The organism is Ralstonia sp. 110700041-2, from assembly GCF_056280165.1.
Genome location: NZ_JBSFAI010000003.1, coordinates 212,368 through 229,039 on the forward strand (window position 1 = coordinate 212,368; position 16,672 = coordinate 229,039).

Here is a 16,672-nt window from a genome sequence, read left to right on the forward strand (position 1 = left end):
AGGGGGCGCGACCATGACGACGCCATTCGCCAAGGATCAAGCCGCAGGGCTGCGGCGCATGCTCGGTCATGCCGCTGCCCGCCGGGTGCTGGTGATCGGTGCGGAAGAGCAGGTCGATGACTTTGTCGACAACCTGCGCATCGCGCTGTCCGCCATGGGCCGCGACACGGCGGTAGTGAACGCCCAGACCATGCTCGCCATGCCCGGCGTGCTCGAGCAGTACGACGAGACGGCGGATGTGACGCTCGTGGCCGCGCATTTTGGCACCCGGGCGCTGAGCACCGTGGCTGAGGCGTGCGACGACGTGCTGCTGACCTTCTCGGATGGTCCGGAAGGCCTCAAGAGCGCGTACACGCTACTCAAGAAAACCGCTGTGCTGCAAGGCAGCGCTGGCATCCGCACCGTGGTGTGCGGCGCGCACTCGGTGGATTCCGCCGTGCGCGTGTTCGGCAACCTGGCCAACACCGTGGGCCAGTACCTGAACACCCGTATCGATTTCGCCGGCTACCTCCCTGAGGACCGGCACGTAGAACTCGCGCTCTCGCTCGGCAAGCCCGTGGCGAGTGCGTTTCCCGCATCGCCTTCGGCCATGGCCTTCCGCCAGCTTGCCGAAGAAATGTTGAGCTGGGCCAGCGCCGAGGCCCAAGCCGGTGATGGCAGTGTGCCGTCGCGGGTGGTCATGTCGGCGCGGGCACCGGCACAGCTGGCAGATGAATCGGCGCAGGCAACGTCAATGTCGGCATCGACAGCGACAGCGACACCCGGCGCCACCGCACGCGCGGCCGAATTGGTTTATTGAGGCGCAGCATGAACGAAGCGTCAAAGGCAGGCATGGATATGTACACCGCAACCGGTCGCAAGACCAAGTCCGACGAGATGGCCACGTACGCACCCCTGGTGCGCCGCATTGCCAACCAGATGATGGTCAAGCTGCCGGCCAGCGTTGAGCTGGACGACCTGATCCAGGCCGGCATGATGGGCTTGCTCGATGCGCTGTCGCGCTATGAGGAAACGCAGGGCGTGCAGTTCGAGTTCTACGCGGCCCAGCGTATTCGCGGCGCGATCCTGGACGAACTGCGCGGCTCGGATTGGCTGCCGCGCGGCCTGCGCCGCAACGCGCGCACGATCGAGCAGGCAATCCAGAAGCTGCAGCAGCAGAAGGGCCGCGCGCCCACCGAAACCGAGATTGCCGTAGCGCTGGGCATGTCGCTGGCCGAATACCAGAAGCAACTGGTCGACCTGCAAGGCAGCCAGTTGCTGTATTACGAAGATTTCGACCGTGAAGACGCTGACGCCTTCATCGAGAACCGAGCACCCGAGAACGACGCCACGCCGCTGGACCAGCTGCTGGACCACGACCTGCGCGAATCGGTTGTCGCTGCCATCGAGGGACTGCCCGAGCGCGAGAAGCTGATGATGAGCCTCTACTACGAGCAGGATCTGAACCTGCGTGAAATCGGCGCCGTGATGGGCGTGTCGGAGTCGCGCGTGTGCCAGATCCACAGCCAGGCGATTGCCCGCATCCGTTCGCGCCTGCGCGATCGCGCATGGCTGCCGACGCCGACCTGATATGAGGTCGGCTGAGAGCTGCTAACAAAACCCTCTGCTTCACTGGGTTGGATGGCGGCTCTTGGTCTCAGCTTTACCTGCCAGGTATTTCTACTGCGCGGTCAGCGACTCATGTCGCGGCCGCGCTTTTTCTTTGGGGCCTCGGTCACGAGGCACGCTTGGAGGCGTGAAACAGGTAGATCACGGCGCACATGCGTTTCAGAACGCAAAATATGTACACAAAAAACGTATGTAATTGTTGACAGAAAAATGGCGCCCATCCAAGATTCCGGCAAATACGCGGCATCACGCCGCATGAATGCCGGCGGATGGAACCCGCCCCATCCGCCTAAAGCACGCTCCCGGCATTGACACGGGGGCGGCCCCAGGAGACAGACAATGCGCCAATCCCCCGGCCAACCCACGCCTTCTTCGTCAACAATCGCTCACGCCGTTGCCGATCCCGTCAACGAGTTCCTGCCGCTGCCGCGCCTGTTCGCGCTTGGCCTGCAACACCTGCTGGTGATGTACGCCGGGGCGATTGCCGTGCCGCTGATTGTCGGCAATGCGCTCGGCCTGTCGAAGAGCGATCTCTCCTATCTCGTCAATTGCGACCTGTTTGCGGCTGGGATCGGCACGCTGATCCAATCGCTCGGTTTTCTGATTTTCGGGATCCGCCTGCCGGTCATGATGGGCGTCACGTTTGCCGCGGTTGCCCCGATGATCGCCATCGGTGTGGAGCCCGGCATGGGGCTGCCCGGCATCTTCGGGGCGTCGATCGTTTCCGGCGTGTTCGGCATTGCCGTTGCACCGCTGATGGGGCGGCTGCTGGGCCTGTTCCCGCGCGTGGTGACGGGCACGGTCATCATGCTGATCGGTTTTTCGCTGCTGAGCGTGGGGATCAACTGGGCTGCGGGCGGCCAGCAGATGATTCCGCAGGTGGTGGATGGCGCGCGCCACATGGTGCCGAACCCGGCGTTTGGCGATCCGTTCGGCCTCGCCATTGCGGCGCTCGTGCTGGTGACGATCCTGCTGCTGACCAAGTTCGGTAACGCGCTGCTGTGCAATATCGCGGTGCTGCTTGGCATCGTCACGGGCACGCTGGTGGCTGCGGCGTTCGGCAAGGTGTCGCTGGCCGACGCGAGCGCCGCGCCGCTGATGACGCTGGTGACGCCGTTCTACTTCGGGATGCCGAAGTTCGAGCTGTCGGCCATCATCTCGATGTGCATCGTGATCGTGATCACGCTGGTGGAATCGACTGGCATGTTCCTCGCGCTGGCGCACGTGGTGGGCAAGCCGATCTCGCGCAACGAACTGACCAATGGCCTGCGTGCCGACGGTCTGGCGACGGTCGTGGCCGGTGTGTTCAATACGTTCCCGCATACATCGTTCTCGCAGAACATCGGGCTGGTGTCGATCACGGGCGTGCGGTCGCGCTACGTGGCGGCCGCCGGCGGTGTGCTGCTGATCGTGCTGGGGCTGTTTCCGAAGCTGTCTTACGTGGTGGCATCGGTGCCGCAATACGTGCTGGGCGGCGCGGGCATCGTGATGTTCGGCATGGTGGCCGCAGCCGGTATCCGCATGCTGGGCATGGTCGATTTCCAACAGCAGCGCCACAACCTGCTGATCATCGCGGTGTCGGTCGGCTTTGGCATGATGCCGACGCTGGCGCCGGCCTTCTTCCATCACTTCCCGGACTGGACGCGCCCGATCACCCACAGCGGCATCGTAATGGGCACGCTGGTGGCCGTTGTGCTGAACGCCTGGTTCAACGGCATCCGCGGCTCGCACGAAGTGATACAAGGCGCGGCCGCAGCCGCACATTGAGCATCTAACGCCCGCGCTTCAACGCGGCTCAGGTTTCTCTGGCAACCGAGACGCGGTATGCAGTGCGCTGCCGATAGACCTGGCCCGGGCGCAGCATGACCGCCTCCGCATCGGGCATGTTGACCTGGTTCGGAAACGCACTCGCTTCCAGACATAAGCCGCTGCGTTGCGCGTGCGTGCCCGACAGCATGTGGCCCGAGTAGAACTGAAGCCCGCGCTGGTCTGTGAGCACTGTCAATTCGCGGCCGCTGCCGGGTTCATACAGACGCGCGACCGGACGCACATGCGGACGACCGTCCGACGCCGTATTGCGCAGCACGAAGCAGTGGTCGAACCCGCCGGCCTGCGCCAACTGCGCGTTAGGCCAGTCCAGCCGCGCCCCGATGGGCGCCGCCTGCCGAAAATCGAATGCTGTGCCGGCGACACTCACTGCCCGCGTCGGGATCAACTTGGCATCGACTTCCAGGTAGGCATCGGCATCGATCGACAAGATGTGGCCCCTGATGTCAGTGCCGGGCTTTCCGCTGAGGTTGAAATACCCGTGGCTGGTCAGGTTGATTGGCGTGGGCGCATCGGTGCGGGCCTCGTAGTCGATTGACAGCGTGCCGTCGTCGTCAAGCGCATAGCGAACCTGGACGGCGACATTGCCGGGGAATCCGGCATCGCCTTCTGGAGACGTGAGCCCCATGACCACGGCGCCGTCCTGCTCTTCGGCGTCCCATAGCGCACGATGAAATCCGCTTGCCCCTCCATGCAGCAGATTGCTGCCCTCATTGCGGTCGAGCGCGTAGTGGATGCCGTCGAGCGTAAAGCGTGCGCCGGCAATCCGGTTGGCCCAGCGCCCGATCAAGCCCCCAAGGTAGCCCCCCGATTGAAGGTAGGCGGCAGGCGTCGCGTGGTTGAGCAGAATCTCGCCCAGGCGCCCGCCGCGATCCGGCGCTTGCCAGGAGACGAGCGTCGCCCCGAGGTCGCTGATCGAAACGCGCATGTCCGAGGCATTGCGCAGCGTGAACAGCCGAACCGGCTCACCGTCGGGCAAGTGCCCCCATGTTGCTGACGAGATGGCGCCGTCGAGCGGCGCGTGTGCGGACAGCGCTGGCGCGATGCTCATGATTGGCCCTCTGCGATGGCGCGTTCCTGGTATTCGCGCGGCGTGCAATCCAGCTCACGGCGGAATACGGCGTGCATATATTGCGGGGACGTAAAGCCGCAGCGCACCGCCACCTCGGCGGTTGCAACATCACGGCTGGCCAGCATGTGCTTGGCCGCGTCGAGCTTATGGCGAAGGATTTCCTGGTGCACGGTGCAATGCAATTCACGACGAAAGTGTTCTTCGAGCGATGACCGCGAGATACCGACGTAGTCCGCGACCTGCTCGGTCTTGATCCCTTGGCAGGCGTATTGCCGAATGAAGTGCCGCGCCCGCATGACGTACGGGCTGGCAAGCGGCTGGTGCCGGGACGACGCCAGCACATTGATGCCGACCGGCGGCACGAGAATCTGCCGGCCTGCCAGGCGCGCTCCGCCCAGCATCTGATGCAGCAGATGTGCGGCGGTGCGACCCATCTCCACGGTGCCCTGAATGACCGACGACAACGGGATGCGGCTCAGCGTGCGCGTGAGTGGATCGTTGTCGATGCCGATGATGGCGATTTCTTCCGGCACGGCGAACCCTGCCGTCATGCAGGCCTGCAGCAGATGCCGCGCCCGCGCATCCGTCACGGCAATGATGCCGATGGGCCTGGGCAAGCCGCGCAGCCATTCGATCAACTGGCTGATCGCCTGATGCCAGGTCGGCGCGCTGGTCGAAAGCCCCCGATAGATCTCCTGCTCAACGGGGGCGGCGGGATTGTCCTGCCGGCGCAAACGCGTAAAGGCCAGTTCGCGCTGCTGTGCCCAGCGGTTTTCCGGCGCCTGGGGCAGGCTGTACAGCGCAAAGTGCTGCAGGCCGGCTTCGATCAGGTGCCGGTATGCCAGCGCGACCAGCTTGCTGTTGTCCGTTGCGACATAGGGCACGTTTGCCGGGTAGTGCGCGGCGTCTTCATACGATGAGCCGACGGCCACCACCGGAAGCGGACAGTCGCGCAGCGCTTCAGCCACGGCGGGGTCGTCGAAATCCGCGATGATGCCGTCGCCGTCAAAGCGCTCGATACCGGGCAGGCGGCAGCGGAAGTCCTCTTCCAGAAACAGGTCCCACGTCACGCGGGTGGAGCGCATGTAGTCGCCAATGCCCGCAATGATTTCGCGGTCATACACCTTGTTGGCATTGAACAGCAGCGCAATGCGATGAATGCGCGCGTGCTGCGAAGGATCGGGCAGTTGACGATGCATGGCTTGAGGGCGCTCGCGGTGGCAGGGGTTTGCCATACGGCGGTGGCGCCGGGGCGTGCCGCTCGCCCGCACATTCTATGGGCTGCGTGCGGCGCTGTCAGACGATGCCCGCCGGTTGGAAATAAATGTTAGGGCGGTTGGGCAATTTCGTAATTGCCGGTGCCAAGGCGGCGCATGCACCATGCGACTGCCGTCGAGCCGGCCGAAATCTATTGCGGCGCAGCAGACGCCACGTCGGTACCCACCAACAAAAGAAGATGGAGTGAGACATGAAATCGAACCAACGCCGTTGTGTTCTGAGGGCCGCCTTTTGCGGTGCAGTGCTCGCCAGCCTGTCGATGGGCGCGCCGCTGGCACACGCGAGCAAGGCGCATCCGGAAATCGGCTTCTGTATCGACGATCTGCGCGTGGAGCGCTGGTCGCGCGACCGCGATTACTTTGTCGCCGCTGCAGAAAAACTGGATGCCAAGGTGTCGGTGCAATCGGCGGACGCCAGCGAGCAACGCCAGATCTCGCAGATCGAGAACCTGATCTCGCGCGGCGTCGACGTGATCGTCATCGTGCCGTTCAACTCCAAGGCGCTGACCAACGTGGTGGCCGAAGCCAAGAAGGCGGGCATCAAGGTGGTGTCGTATGACCGCCTGATTCTCGATGCCGACGTTGACGCCTACATTTCGTTCGATAACGAGAAGGTGGGTGAACTGCAAGCGCAGGGCGTCTTCAACGTGCGCCCGAAGGGCAACTACTTCCTGCTGGGCGGCGCGCCGACGGACAACAACGCGAAGATGCTGCGGCAGGGCCAGTTGAAGGTGCTGCAGCCGGCCATCGACCGCGGCGACATCAAAGTTGTTGGCTCGCAATGGGTGCCCGAGTGGAGCGCCTCTGCGGCGCTGGGTATCGTTGAAAACGCGCTGACCGCGAACAACAACAAGATCGATGCCGTGGTTGCATCCAACGACGGCACGGCCGGTGGCGCGATCCAGGCGCTGGCTGCGCAGAAGCTGGCCGGCAAGGTGCCGGTGTCGGGCCAGGATGCCGACCTTGCTGCCGTCAAGCGCGTGATTGCCGGCACGCAGACGATGACGGTCTACAAGCCGCTCAAGCTGATTGCCACCGAGGCTGCGCAGCTTTCGGTAGCCCTCGCCAAGGGCGACAAGCCCAAATACAACGCGCAGTACGACAACGGCAAGAAAAAGGTCGACACGGTGCTGCTGCAACCCACCCAACTCACGAAGGACAACGTCAATCTGGTGGTGAAAGACGGCTTCTACACGCAGGCGCAGATCGGCGGCCAGTAAGGTCCCGCAGTCAGGGCCGCTTTGTGCCGGCGATGAGCCAACGCTGCATCGCCGGCCGCGTTCGTACCTCAAGGACGGGGCATGTCTGAACCTCTGTTGCAGATGCGCGGCATCGTCAAGACGTTCGACGGTGTGAAGGCGCTTGACGGTATCAACCTGGTCGTGAGGCCAGGCGAGTGTGTTGGCCTGTGCGGCGAGAACGGCGCCGGAAAATCCACGCTCATGAAGGTGCTCTCCGGTGTGTACCCGAGCGGCACCTGGGATGGCGAAATCCTCTGGGAGGGGCAGCCACTGCGCGCCGGCGGTATTTGCGACACCGAGCGCGCGGGTATCGTCATCATTCATCAGGAACTGATGCTGGTGCCGGAATTGTCGGTGGCGGAGAACATCTATCTTGGCAACGAAATCACGCTGCCAGGCGGCCGCATGAATTACGCGGCCATGTACCAGGGCGCCGACAAGCTGCTGCGCGACCTGAACATCCAGGGCATCAACGTGGCGTTGCCCGTGATGCACTACGGCGGCGGCCATCAGCAGCTGATTGAAATTGCCAAGGCGCTCAACAAGCGCGCCAAGCTGCTGATCCTGGATGAGCCGTCGTCATCGCTCACGGCGGCGGAGACGCGCATCCTGCTCGACATCGTGCGCGACCTGAAAGCGCGCGGCATTGCGTGCGTCTACATCTCGCACAAGCTCGACGAGGTGGAGGCGGTGTGCGACACGGTCACCGTCATCCGCGATGGCCGCCATGTGTCGACCGCGCCAATGCGTGATCTGACTACCGATCGCATCATCGCGCAGATGGTCGGGCGCGAGATCACGCAACTGTTTCCGCGCGAGCCCCATCCCATCGGGGAAGTTGTATTCGAGGCACGCAACGTGACGTGCTACGACGCCAACAACCCGACTCGCAAGCGGGTCGACGATGTGTCCTTCGCGGTGCGGCGTGGCGAAATTCTCGGCGTGGCGGGATTGGTTGGGGCAGGGCGCACCGAGCTGATGCAGGCGGTGTTTGGCGCGTACGAAGGTGCCAGCGAGGTGGAGCTGGTACTGGACGGAAAACCGTTGAAGGTCCGCGCGCCGCTAGACGCCATTCGTGCGGGCATTGCGATGGTGCCGGAAGACCGCAAGCGTCACGGCATCGTCTCGCTGATGAGCGTGGGGCACAACATCACGCTGGCCGTCCTGCAGCGTTTCGCGCGTCTTGGGCGCATTGACGGCGCGGCCGAACTCGACACGATCCGCAAAGAGATGCGCCGGCTTGCCGTGCGTGCGGCGCATCCGATGCTACCCATTGCCAGCCTGTCGGGCGGCAATCAGCAAAAGGCCGTTCTGACGCGAATGCTGCTGACCGAGCCGCGCGTCCTGATTCTGGACGAGCCGACGCGCGGCGTGGACGTCGGCGCCAAATACGAGATCTACAAGCTGATCGGTGATCTCGCCAAGCGCGGCATGGCCATCATCGTGATCTCGTCGGAGCTGCCCGAAGTGCTTGGCATTTCGGACCGCGTGCTCGTGATCGGCGAGGGCGAACTGCGCGGCGACTTCGTGAACGACGGCTTGACGCAGGAACACATTCTGACCGCAGCCATTCAACCGGTGCGGCACACATCCACTTTTCATCGGGGTGGCCAGGCATGACCTCTCAAACAAGCCCTCAAGCCGCAGGCGGGGTGGACCATTCGCGCAGCACAATCAAAGCAACGCAGCGCTTGCGGCAACTCTTTGCCCGCTACAAGATCCTGGCCTTGCTGATCGCCGTGGCGGCAATCTGGCTGTTCTTTTCGATGCTGACCGACGGTGCGTTTACGTCGCCGCGCAATCTCTCCAATCTGCTGCGGCAGATGTCGATTACGGGGATGCTGGCCTGCGGGATGGTCTTCGTCATCATCGCGGGCGAGATCGATCTTTCGGTCGGCTCGTTGCTTGGCTTGCTCGGTGGCGTGGCGGCCATCCTGGATCAAGGACTGGGCTGGCCGATCACGGCGACGGTGCCCGTGGTGCTGCTGCTCGGCGTGGCCATGGGCCTGTTCAACGGATGGTGGTCGACCTACCGGGGCGTGCCGTCCTTCATCGTCGGCCTGGGCGGCATGCTGGCGTATCGCGGCATCCTGCTCGGCCTGACGCATGGCTCGACGATTGCGCCGGTGTCGGACAGCTTCGTGCTGATCGGCCAAGGTTACTTGCCGCGCCATGTGGGCGACCTCATGGCGGTGCTGATCTTCTGCCTGTTGATCTTCGTGGTGGCGAGGCAGCGGCGTGAACATCGCCGCTATGAACTCGACGTCGCGCCGCTCTGGCAGGACGTCGCCAAGCTTGTTGTGGCGGGCGCGGTCATCGTCGCCTTTGTCGCCACGCTCAACAGCTATGGCGGCATTCCGGTGCCTGTTCTGCTCGTGCTGGCGTTGCTCGGTATTTTTTCTTGGATCGCCAGCCAGACGGTTTTCGGCCGCCGCATCTATTCCGTGGGTTCGAACCTGGAGGCCACGCGCCTGTCGGGCATCAACACCGAGCGCGTGAAGCTCGCCATTTTCGGCCTCATGGGCCTGATGTGCGCGTTTGCGGGCATCGTCAATACGGCGCGTCTTGCCGCGGGCTCACCGTCCGCCGGAACCATGGGCGAACTGGATGCCATTGCGGCCTGCTTCATCGGCGGCACGTCCATGCGCGGCGGCGCGGGTACGGTCTACGGCGCGCTGGTCGGTGCGCTGGTCATGGCGAGCCTCGACAACGGCATGTCCATGCTCGACGTGGACGCGTACTGGCAGATGATCGTCAAGGGCAGCATCCTCGTGCTGGCCGTCTGGGTGGACGTCATCTCGCGCTCCGGCCGCCGCTGAGGCTGCGCTACAGGCTTGATCTCTTTTGCTGTCACTGGAATCTCTTATGTCTTATGCGATTTATCCGAGCCTTGTTAACAAGAACGTTGTGATTACCGGTGGCGGTAGCGGCATTGGCGCTGCCATCGTCGAAGGCTTTGCCAAACAGGGCGCGCGTGTCACGTTCCTGGATATTGCGCGTGCGGAGTCAGAAGCGCTGGCGGCGTCGCTTGGCGAGTGCGTACATCCGCCGGTCTTCCGCCACTGCGACTTGCGGGATGTCGATGCGCTGAACGCCACGTTCTCGGGCATTGAGGCCGACGCTGGCCCCATCGAAGTCCTGATCAACAACGCCGCGAATGATGACCGCCATCAGATCGGAACCGTGACCCAGGCCTATTGGGACAACCGCATCGAGGTGAACCTGCGCCATCAGTTCTTCTGCGCGCAGGCCGTGCTGCCCAGCATGAAGAAGCTGGGGCGCGGCGTGATCCTGAACCTTGGGTCCATCTCGTGGCACCTTGCCCAGGCGGACCTCGCCATCTACATGACGGCCAAGGCCGGCATCGAGGGCCTGACGCGCGGTCTGGCGCGTGATCTGGGCGGATTCGGCATTCGCGTCAATTGCATCGTGCCCGGCGCGGTGCGCACGCCGCGGCAGATGGCGCTCTGGCAATCGCCCGAGAGCGAAGCCAAGCTGCTGGGCGAGCAATGCCTGCATGAGCGTGTCGACCCTGAACATGTGGCACGTATGGCGCTGTTTCTTGCGTCCGACGATGCCGCGCGTTGCACAGCGCGCGAGTACTTTGTCGATGCCGGGTGGTACGGCGGATGATGGCGCCGATCATTCCGGATTGCGTCTGGCGCGTCGGCGCAACGCTTGGGGAGGGCGCGGTGTGGCACGCGGCATCGCGCTGCGTGGTCTTTGTCGATATCCAGGGCAGGCGGCTCTACCGCTATGACCCCGATACCGATGTGCGCCGCAGCTGGGTCGCGCCAGGCCAGATCGGCTTTGCGCTGCCCAGCGTTGACGGCAGCTGGATCTGCGGCGTACCAGGCGGTCTCTATCGGTTCAGCTTCGAAACCGGCACCTTCAGCCGCGTGTTGCCGGTCGAGACCGACAGGCCGGGAAATCGGCTCAATGATGGTTATGTCGACCGCACCGGCGCGCTGTGGTTTGGTTCGATGGACGATGCGGAGCGCGAGCCGAGCGGGCAGCTCTACCGGGTAGGCGGGGATGGTGGCCTGAGCGTGCGCGATTCGGGCTACGTGATCACGAATGGCCCGACCGCGAGCCCGGACGGCCGCACGCTCTATCACACCGATACCTTGCAGCGTGTGATCTATGCCTTCGACCTCGGCGACGACGGCAGCCTGGAACGCAAACGCATCTTCACCTCGATTGAGGGCTCCGGCTACCCAGACGGCATGGCCGTCGACGAGGAAGGATGCGTGTGGGTCGCGCTGTTCGGCGGCGGGCGGATCGAGCGGTTCTCACCCGACGGCCGATGCATCGGGCGTGTCGACTTCCCCTGTTCCAACATGACCAAGCTTGCGTTCGGCGGCGATGACTTGCAGACGGTCTATGCAACCACCGCCCGAAAGGGCCTGACGGACAAGGCGTTGCAGAAGGAGCCGCTTGCCGGCGGCTTGTTTGCGTTTCGCGCGCCGGTCAAAGGGCTCCCGTCCACGGATTGTGCCGTGGACTTTTCCGCAGCGGCGACAGGTCAGCCCTGACGGACGAGCCCACGTGCGGCCAGGTTGCGATACAGAGCCCGGACACCGAACGTCCACGGTGCGATCTCCGTCGACAGGCGTACCGTGTTGACCAGCGCGCCGAGGGGCGGGGCGCTGATCGTCACGAGGTCGCCCAGGTGGTGCGTAAAGCCGGCGCCAGGTGCGTCACGGTCCTTGATCGGCGAGAACATCGTGCCGAGAAACAGCATGAAGCCGTCCGGATACTGATGGTGCAGTCCGCAGGTCTGGGCGACGAGGTCAAGCGGGTCGCGGCTGATCTCGCTCATGTGGCTCACGCCGTCGAGCACGAAGCCGTCGTCGGCGCCCTCAACACGCAGCGATACCTGCGTCGCGCGGATCGTGTCGAGCGTGAAGCGCTCGTCAAACAGGCGCACGAACGGGCCGATGGCGCAGGAGCCGTTGTTGTCCTTGCATTTGCCCAGCAGCAGCGCGGAGCGCCCCTCGATGTCGCGCAGATTCACGTCGTTGCCCAGCGCTGCTCCCACGACATGCCTCGTGCTGCTGACCGCCAGCACGATCTCCGGCTCCGGATTGTTCCACCGCGAGGCCGGATGCAGACCCACGTCGGCGCCGAATCCGACTGCCGACATCGGTTGCGATTTGGAAAACACTTCCGCATCGGGGCCGATGCCGACTTCCATGTATTGCGACCATGCGCCCCGGCGCTGCAGTTCGTCCTTGAGCCGCATGGCCGCATCGGAGCCGGGCTTGATCTTGGAGAGGTCCGAGCCCACCACGCCGACAATGGACGCGCGCACGTCGCGCGCCTTGGCTGGGTCGCCGCCCGCCTGCTCTTCGATCACCCGTTCGATCAGGCTGACGGCAAACGTCACGCCGCAGGCCTTGATCGCCTGGAGGTCGTTCGGCGCAAGCAGGGTTGGCGCGCTTCCCGTGGGATCGGCAGCCAGTGAGCGTTCGACAAGCGTTTCGACGCGACCGAGGTTTTCCCCTTGGGCCTGCCGCGCGACGGCCAGTGCGTCAGGATGCTCGAACAGATCTGCCACCGTTGGCACGGCTTCCGTGATGTCGAACACGACCCCGTTGCGCACCACCACGACGGATGGCCCCTTGCTTTTTTCTGTTGTGCGCCAGACCCGACCGACGAGCGTTGCATGCTCGAGATCGTGCGGCAAGTGGTTGGCGATGGCGGTCATGTGCGCTCCGTTCATTGAACTGTCCTGTTGCCAGGGAACCCGCGTGATCGTAGAGATGGCGATGCGGGGTGTCCAACCACGTGACGCAATTTCCAACCTGTTGGAAAATCGAGCCAATTGCGAGCGGAGCAGGTTTCCAGTGAAGACAGACTACGAGGTGCCAGCACTCAAGCGCATTCATGACGTGCTGGAAATACTCTGCGCGGCGACGTCTCCCGTCCGGCCGGCCGCATTGGCGCAGGCGACGGGCATGTCCAGAAGCACGTTGTACCTGCTGCTGGAGTCGCTCGAAAAGCGTCGCTGGATCGAGAAGCGGGCAGACGGCTATCTGATCGGCTTGACCCTGTTTGAGTTGGGCAACGCTTACTTCCGCCACGACAGCTTGTTGGCAGCGTTCCGGCGCGAATCCGCCGCCTTCGTGGCCGCACACAATGAAGTCGTGCAACTGGCTGTGCTCGACGGTACGGAGGTCGTCTACATCGCGCGGGAAGACGCGCCGAGGCCGGTCCGCCTGGTATCGGATGTCGGCCTGCGCCTGCCGGCCCATTGTTGTGCGCTGGGCAAGGCGCTGCTCGCAAGCCTTGACGATGAAGCGGTGCGCGCGCTCCTGCCGGCTCGTCTTGCCGCCATGACGGAGCGCACCACCACGCGCCGCGCCGATTTGCTCGACGAGCTTGAGCGCATTCGCGTGCGGGGGCTGGCGACAGAGCGTGAGGAGGTGGTGGCGGGGCTCGCCTGCTTCGCGGCGTTTGTGGGCATCACGCCGCTAGGGAAACGCGTTGCGGTGAGTTCGAGCGTGCCCGTCAGCCGACTGGACGCCCGCAGGGAGAAACGCCTCGTCGTCGGTGTTGCGGGGATGGCGGACCGCATCGGCCGCGCGCTCGCGCAGGCATAGCGGCGGGCTGCTTCGTGGCCGGTTCCGCTATGATCGCCACACCTCTTTTTTCTTTCCTCTTTTCTCCCCTCGGCGCGTAGACGTTTCTCATGACCACCGGCACCACTCCTCCTCGCATGGCCGATGTTGCGCGCGTTGCCGGCGTGTCGAAGATGACCGTGTCACGGGTGCTGGCAGGCGGCAGCGTGTCGCCCGAGACCCGCGCGCGCGTGCAAGAGGCCATCGATGCACTCGGCTACGTTGCTACGGCCGCGGCTGGGATGCTGTCCAGCGGCCGATCTGAATTCGTCGCCGCCCTGGTGCCTTCGCTGGCGAGTTCCAACTTTGCCGATACCGTGCGCGGACTGAGCGATGCGCTGGCGCCGCATGGTCTGCAACTGCTGCTGGGGGATACCGACTACCACCTCGATCAGGAGGAGGCGCTGGTGCGGTCGCTGCTGCGCCATCAGCCGCGTGGCATTGCCTTGACCGGGCGCCATCACAGTCCAGGCACGCGTGCGTTGCTGGAGCGCGCCGGCATCCCCATCGTCGAGATGTGGGATCTGCCTGAGCGCCCGATCGATCGCGCGGTCGGGTTCTCGAACGCCAAGGCGTCGCTCGCGATGCTGCATCACCTGCATCAGCGGGGCTACCGGCGCATTGGTTTCCTGTGCGGGGCAAGCGAACTGGACCGGCGCGGCACCGACCGCATGCGCGGGTACATGAGCGGAATCAAGTCGCTTGGCCTTGGCGAGCCGCGTGTGATCCGCCTGGGCGAGTCGCCCATCACCATGAGCCACGGCGGCCCGGCGATGGCCGCGTTGCTCGATGCCTGGCCCGACACCGATGCCGTGATGTGCGTGAGCGACATGTCCGCATTCGGCGCCATCATGGAATGCCACCGGCGCGGTCTGTCCGTGCCCGGTGACATTGCTGTTGCGGGCTTCGGCAATTTTGAAGTCGCGTGGTGCTGCCACCCGACCATCACGACGATTTCCGTCGACGCCTATGGCATCGGCCTGCGCACGGGCGAGGTCTTGCTCGATGCGCTCGGCGTTGGCGAGGCCAAGAGCACCCGCAAGCTCTCGCGCATCGACTTCAGCGTTGTCGAGCGCGAGAGCGCATAGCCGGCTGCTTCATGCGCAGCGTCAATGCGAGTGCCGTGGATTGCCGCGCGTCTCGATGACGTTCAGGTACAGGGTTGCCGGCTCCAGGCATCCGCCCGTTGAAAGCTGCCCGACGCACTTCCGATAGATTTCCTGCCAGGGCGTTTGCGACTGCGGCACGCTGAAGGTCGCGCTTTCACGGCGGCGTTCCAGCTCTTCCGCATCGACCAACACATCGACCCTGCGTGCATTGAGGTCCACGCGGATGCGATCGCCCGTGCGCAGCAGCGCAAGCCCGCCACCGGCTGCCGCCTCCGGAGACATGTTCAAGATCGATGGGCTGGCCGAGGTACCGCTTTGCCGGCCATCGCCCATGCAGGGCAGCGATTCGATCCCTTGCTTGACCAGTGCTGCGGGCGGCGCCATGTTGACGACCTCCGCGCTGCCCGGATAACCGACCGTTCCGCAGCCACGGATAACGAGGATGCAGCGTTCATCAATGGCGAGGGCCGGATCGTTGATGCGGGCGTGATAATCCTCGGGGCCATCGAAGACAATCGCGCGCGTCTCGAAAACATTTTCCGCGCCGGGCTCGCTCAGGTAGGTCTGCCGGAATGCCTCGCCTACTACCGACATCTTCATGATGGCGCTGTCGAAGAAATTGCCCGACAGCACGATGAAGCCGGCGCGATGCTTGAGCGGTGCGTCCACAGGAAAGATCACCTCGCGGTCGGCGGCGGGGGCGGCATCGGCAATTGCGCCGATCGTCCGGCCCGATACGGTGGGGCAATCGCGGCGCAGCAACCCGCCCGCGTCAAGCTGGCGCAATACGGCGGGCACGCCGCCCGAGCGGTGGAAGCTCTCGCCCAGGTATTCGCCTGCCGGCATGCAGTTCACGAGCAGCGGAACCGACTCTCCGTGGCGCTGCCAGTCTTCAAGGCTCAGTTCCACGCCCATGTGGCGCGCGATTGCGATGAGGTGTGGCGGGCAGTTGGTCGACGCACCAAGCGCGGAGGCCACCATGATGGCGTTTTCGAACGCCGCGCGCGTCATGATCGTTGAGGGGCGGATGTCTTCACGCACGAGGTCGACGATGCGCTTGCCCGTGGCATAGGCCATCTGCCCACGCTCGCGATACGCCGCCGGAATGCTGGCGCACCCAGGCAGCGACATGCCCAGCGCTTCGGCCAGGCTGTTCATCGACAGCGCGGTGCCCATCGTATTGCAGTGGCCAATCGACGGCGACGACGCGGTGGTCAACTCCATGAAGCCTTCGTAGTCGATGTCGCCGGCAGCCAGCCGGTTGCGCGCATGCCAGATGACGGTGCCCGAGCCCACCCGTTTGCCCTCGTGCCAGCCGTCCAGCATCGGCCCGCCAGACAGGACGATGGCCGGCAGGTCGACCGTGGCCGCGGCCATCAGGCAGGCGGGCGTGGTTTTATCGCAGCCGGTCGTCAGCACGACGCCGTCCAGCGGGAAGCCATGCAGGATCTCGACCAGACCGAGATAGGCGAGATTCCGATCGAGCGCCGCGGTCGGGCGGCGACTTTGCTCGGCCAGCGGGTGAACTGGAAACTCCATCGGAATGCCGCCCGCGTCGCGTATGCCGGCCTTCACACGCTGCGCCAGCTCAAGGTGGTGCCGGTTGCAAGGGGCGAGATCATTACCCGTCTGCGCAATGCCGATGATCGGCCGGCCAGACTGCAACTCTTCACGCGTCAAGCCGTAGTTCATGAAGCGTTCTACGTAGAGGGCGGTCATGTCTGCGTGGCTCGGGTCATCGAACCAAAGCTGGCTGCGCAGTCTGCGTGGAGGTTGGGCGGGCATGGTGTCTCGGTCGTTATATGCAACTGGGGTTCCCTCCGCGGGGAATTGGCGTGGCGCTTTCCGGAAGCCTGTGACGCCATTTTGGTACCGGTAACAACGCATGGTAGAGCCGGAAGTAGGCGCAGGCAAT

At 64.3% G+C, this 16,672-nt stretch carries 14 protein-coding genes; 10 read left to right on the forward strand and 4 right to left on the reverse strand.

Going from position 1 to position 16,672, the window contains the following annotated elements; all coding sequences use genetic code 11:
* Window positions 1-13: 13 nt before the first annotated feature.
* From ACUXH0_RS05885 to ACUXH0_RS05895, 3 genes are all read left to right on the forward strand, one after another.
* A complete protein-coding gene (locus ACUXH0_RS05885) occupies window positions 14-799 on the forward strand; it encodes a MinD/ParA family ATP-binding protein (RefSeq protein ID WP_024974604.1) in 786 nt (261 codons plus the stop codon).
* A gap of 8 nt (window positions 800-807) precedes the next feature.
* Complete coding sequence (locus ACUXH0_RS05890) at window positions 808-1,569, forward strand: RNA polymerase sigma factor FliA (protein ID WP_004627728.1); 762 nt, start codon at window positions 808-810, stop codon at window positions 1,567-1,569.
* A gap of 378 nt (window positions 1,570-1,947) precedes the next feature.
* Window positions 1,948-3,375: a nucleobase:cation symporter-2 family protein gene (locus tag ACUXH0_RS05895; protein ID WP_182594011.1), complete on the forward strand. Its 1,428-nt coding sequence runs from the start codon at window positions 1,948-1,950 to the stop codon at window positions 3,373-3,375.
* Between the two features lie 28 nt (window positions 3,376-3,403).
* Here ACUXH0_RS05895 and ACUXH0_RS05900 read toward each other — a convergent pair whose 3' ends face one another.
* Window positions 3,404-4,486, reverse strand: coding sequence for an aldose epimerase family protein (locus ACUXH0_RS05900; RefSeq protein WP_182594012.1), 1,083 nt, complete (start codon window positions 4,484-4,486; stop codon window positions 3,404-3,406).
* Window positions 4,483-5,706 (reverse strand): XylR family transcriptional regulator, encoded by a 1,224-nt coding sequence (locus tag ACUXH0_RS05905; RefSeq protein ID WP_004627722.1) that lies wholly within the window; start codon window positions 5,704-5,706, stop codon window positions 4,483-4,485. Before ACUXH0_RS05905 ends, ACUXH0_RS05900 begins: the two co-directional genes overlap by 4 nt.
* A gap of 269 nt (window positions 5,707-5,975) precedes the next feature.
* Here ACUXH0_RS05905 and xylF point away from each other — a divergent pair, with 269 nt between their 5' ends.
* The 5 genes from xylF (at window position 5,976) to ACUXH0_RS05930 (ending at window position 11,560) form a co-directional block, all read left to right on the forward strand.
* Complete coding sequence (gene xylF, locus ACUXH0_RS05910; protein ID WP_182594013.1) at window positions 5,976-7,004, forward strand: D-xylose ABC transporter substrate-binding protein; 1,029 nt, start codon at window positions 5,976-5,978, stop codon at window positions 7,002-7,004.
* Between the two features lie 81 nt (window positions 7,005-7,085).
* On the forward strand, window positions 7,086-8,645 hold the full coding sequence (xylG, locus tag ACUXH0_RS05915; protein ID WP_182594014.1) for a D-xylose ABC transporter ATP-binding protein: 1,560 nt from the start codon (window positions 7,086-7,088) through the stop codon (window positions 8,643-8,645).
* Window positions 8,642-9,844 carry a sugar ABC transporter permease gene (locus ACUXH0_RS05920; protein ID WP_182594015.1) on the forward strand — a complete coding sequence of 401 codons (1,203 nt, stop codon included), beginning with the start codon at window positions 8,642-8,644 and terminating at the stop codon, window positions 9,842-9,844. The genes xylG and ACUXH0_RS05920 overlap by 4 nt, the downstream gene beginning before the upstream one ends.
* 46 nt (window positions 9,845-9,890) lie before the next feature.
* Window positions 9,891-10,658, forward strand: coding sequence for a D-xylose 1-dehydrogenase (gene xylB / locus ACUXH0_RS05925; protein WP_182594016.1), 768 nt, complete (start codon window positions 9,891-9,893; stop codon window positions 10,656-10,658).
* Window positions 10,655-11,560, forward strand: a complete 906-nt coding sequence (locus ACUXH0_RS05930; RefSeq protein ID WP_182594017.1) for an SMP-30/gluconolactonase/LRE family protein — start codon at window positions 10,655-10,657, stop codon at window positions 11,558-11,560. The genes xylB and ACUXH0_RS05930 overlap by 4 nt, the downstream gene beginning before the upstream one ends.
* On the opposite strand, the gene ACUXH0_RS05935 is transcribed toward ACUXH0_RS05930, so the two are convergent.
* Window positions 11,551-12,735 carry a fumarylacetoacetate hydrolase family protein gene (locus ACUXH0_RS05935; protein ID WP_259393686.1) on the reverse strand — a complete coding sequence of 395 codons (1,185 nt, stop codon included), beginning with the start codon at window positions 12,733-12,735 and terminating at the stop codon, window positions 11,551-11,553. The two genes, ACUXH0_RS05930 and ACUXH0_RS05935, sit on opposite strands and share 10 nt — an antisense overlap.
* Window positions 12,736-12,874: 139 nt before the next feature.
* Here ACUXH0_RS05935 and ACUXH0_RS05940 point away from each other — a divergent pair, with 139 nt between their 5' ends.
* Together ACUXH0_RS05940 and ACUXH0_RS05945 are read left to right on the forward strand one after the other, a co-directional pair.
* The gene (locus ACUXH0_RS05940; protein WP_024974614.1) at window positions 12,875-13,630 is read left to right on the forward strand and encodes an IclR family transcriptional regulator; all 756 of its coding nucleotides are present in this window, start codon (window positions 12,875-12,877) and stop codon (window positions 13,628-13,630) included.
* Window positions 13,631-13,719: 89 nt separating this feature from the next.
* Window positions 13,720-14,736 (forward strand): LacI family DNA-binding transcriptional regulator, encoded by a 1,017-nt coding sequence (locus tag ACUXH0_RS05945; RefSeq protein WP_004627704.1) that lies wholly within the window; start codon window positions 13,720-13,722, stop codon window positions 14,734-14,736.
* Window positions 14,737-14,757: 21 nt separating this feature from the next.
* Here ACUXH0_RS05945 and ACUXH0_RS05950 read toward each other — a convergent pair whose 3' ends face one another.
* Window positions 14,758-16,542, reverse strand: a complete 1,785-nt coding sequence (locus ACUXH0_RS05950) for an IlvD/Edd family dehydratase (protein WP_012430172.1) — start codon at window positions 16,540-16,542, stop codon at window positions 14,758-14,760.
* Between the last annotated feature and the right edge of the window lie 130 nt (window positions 16,543-16,672).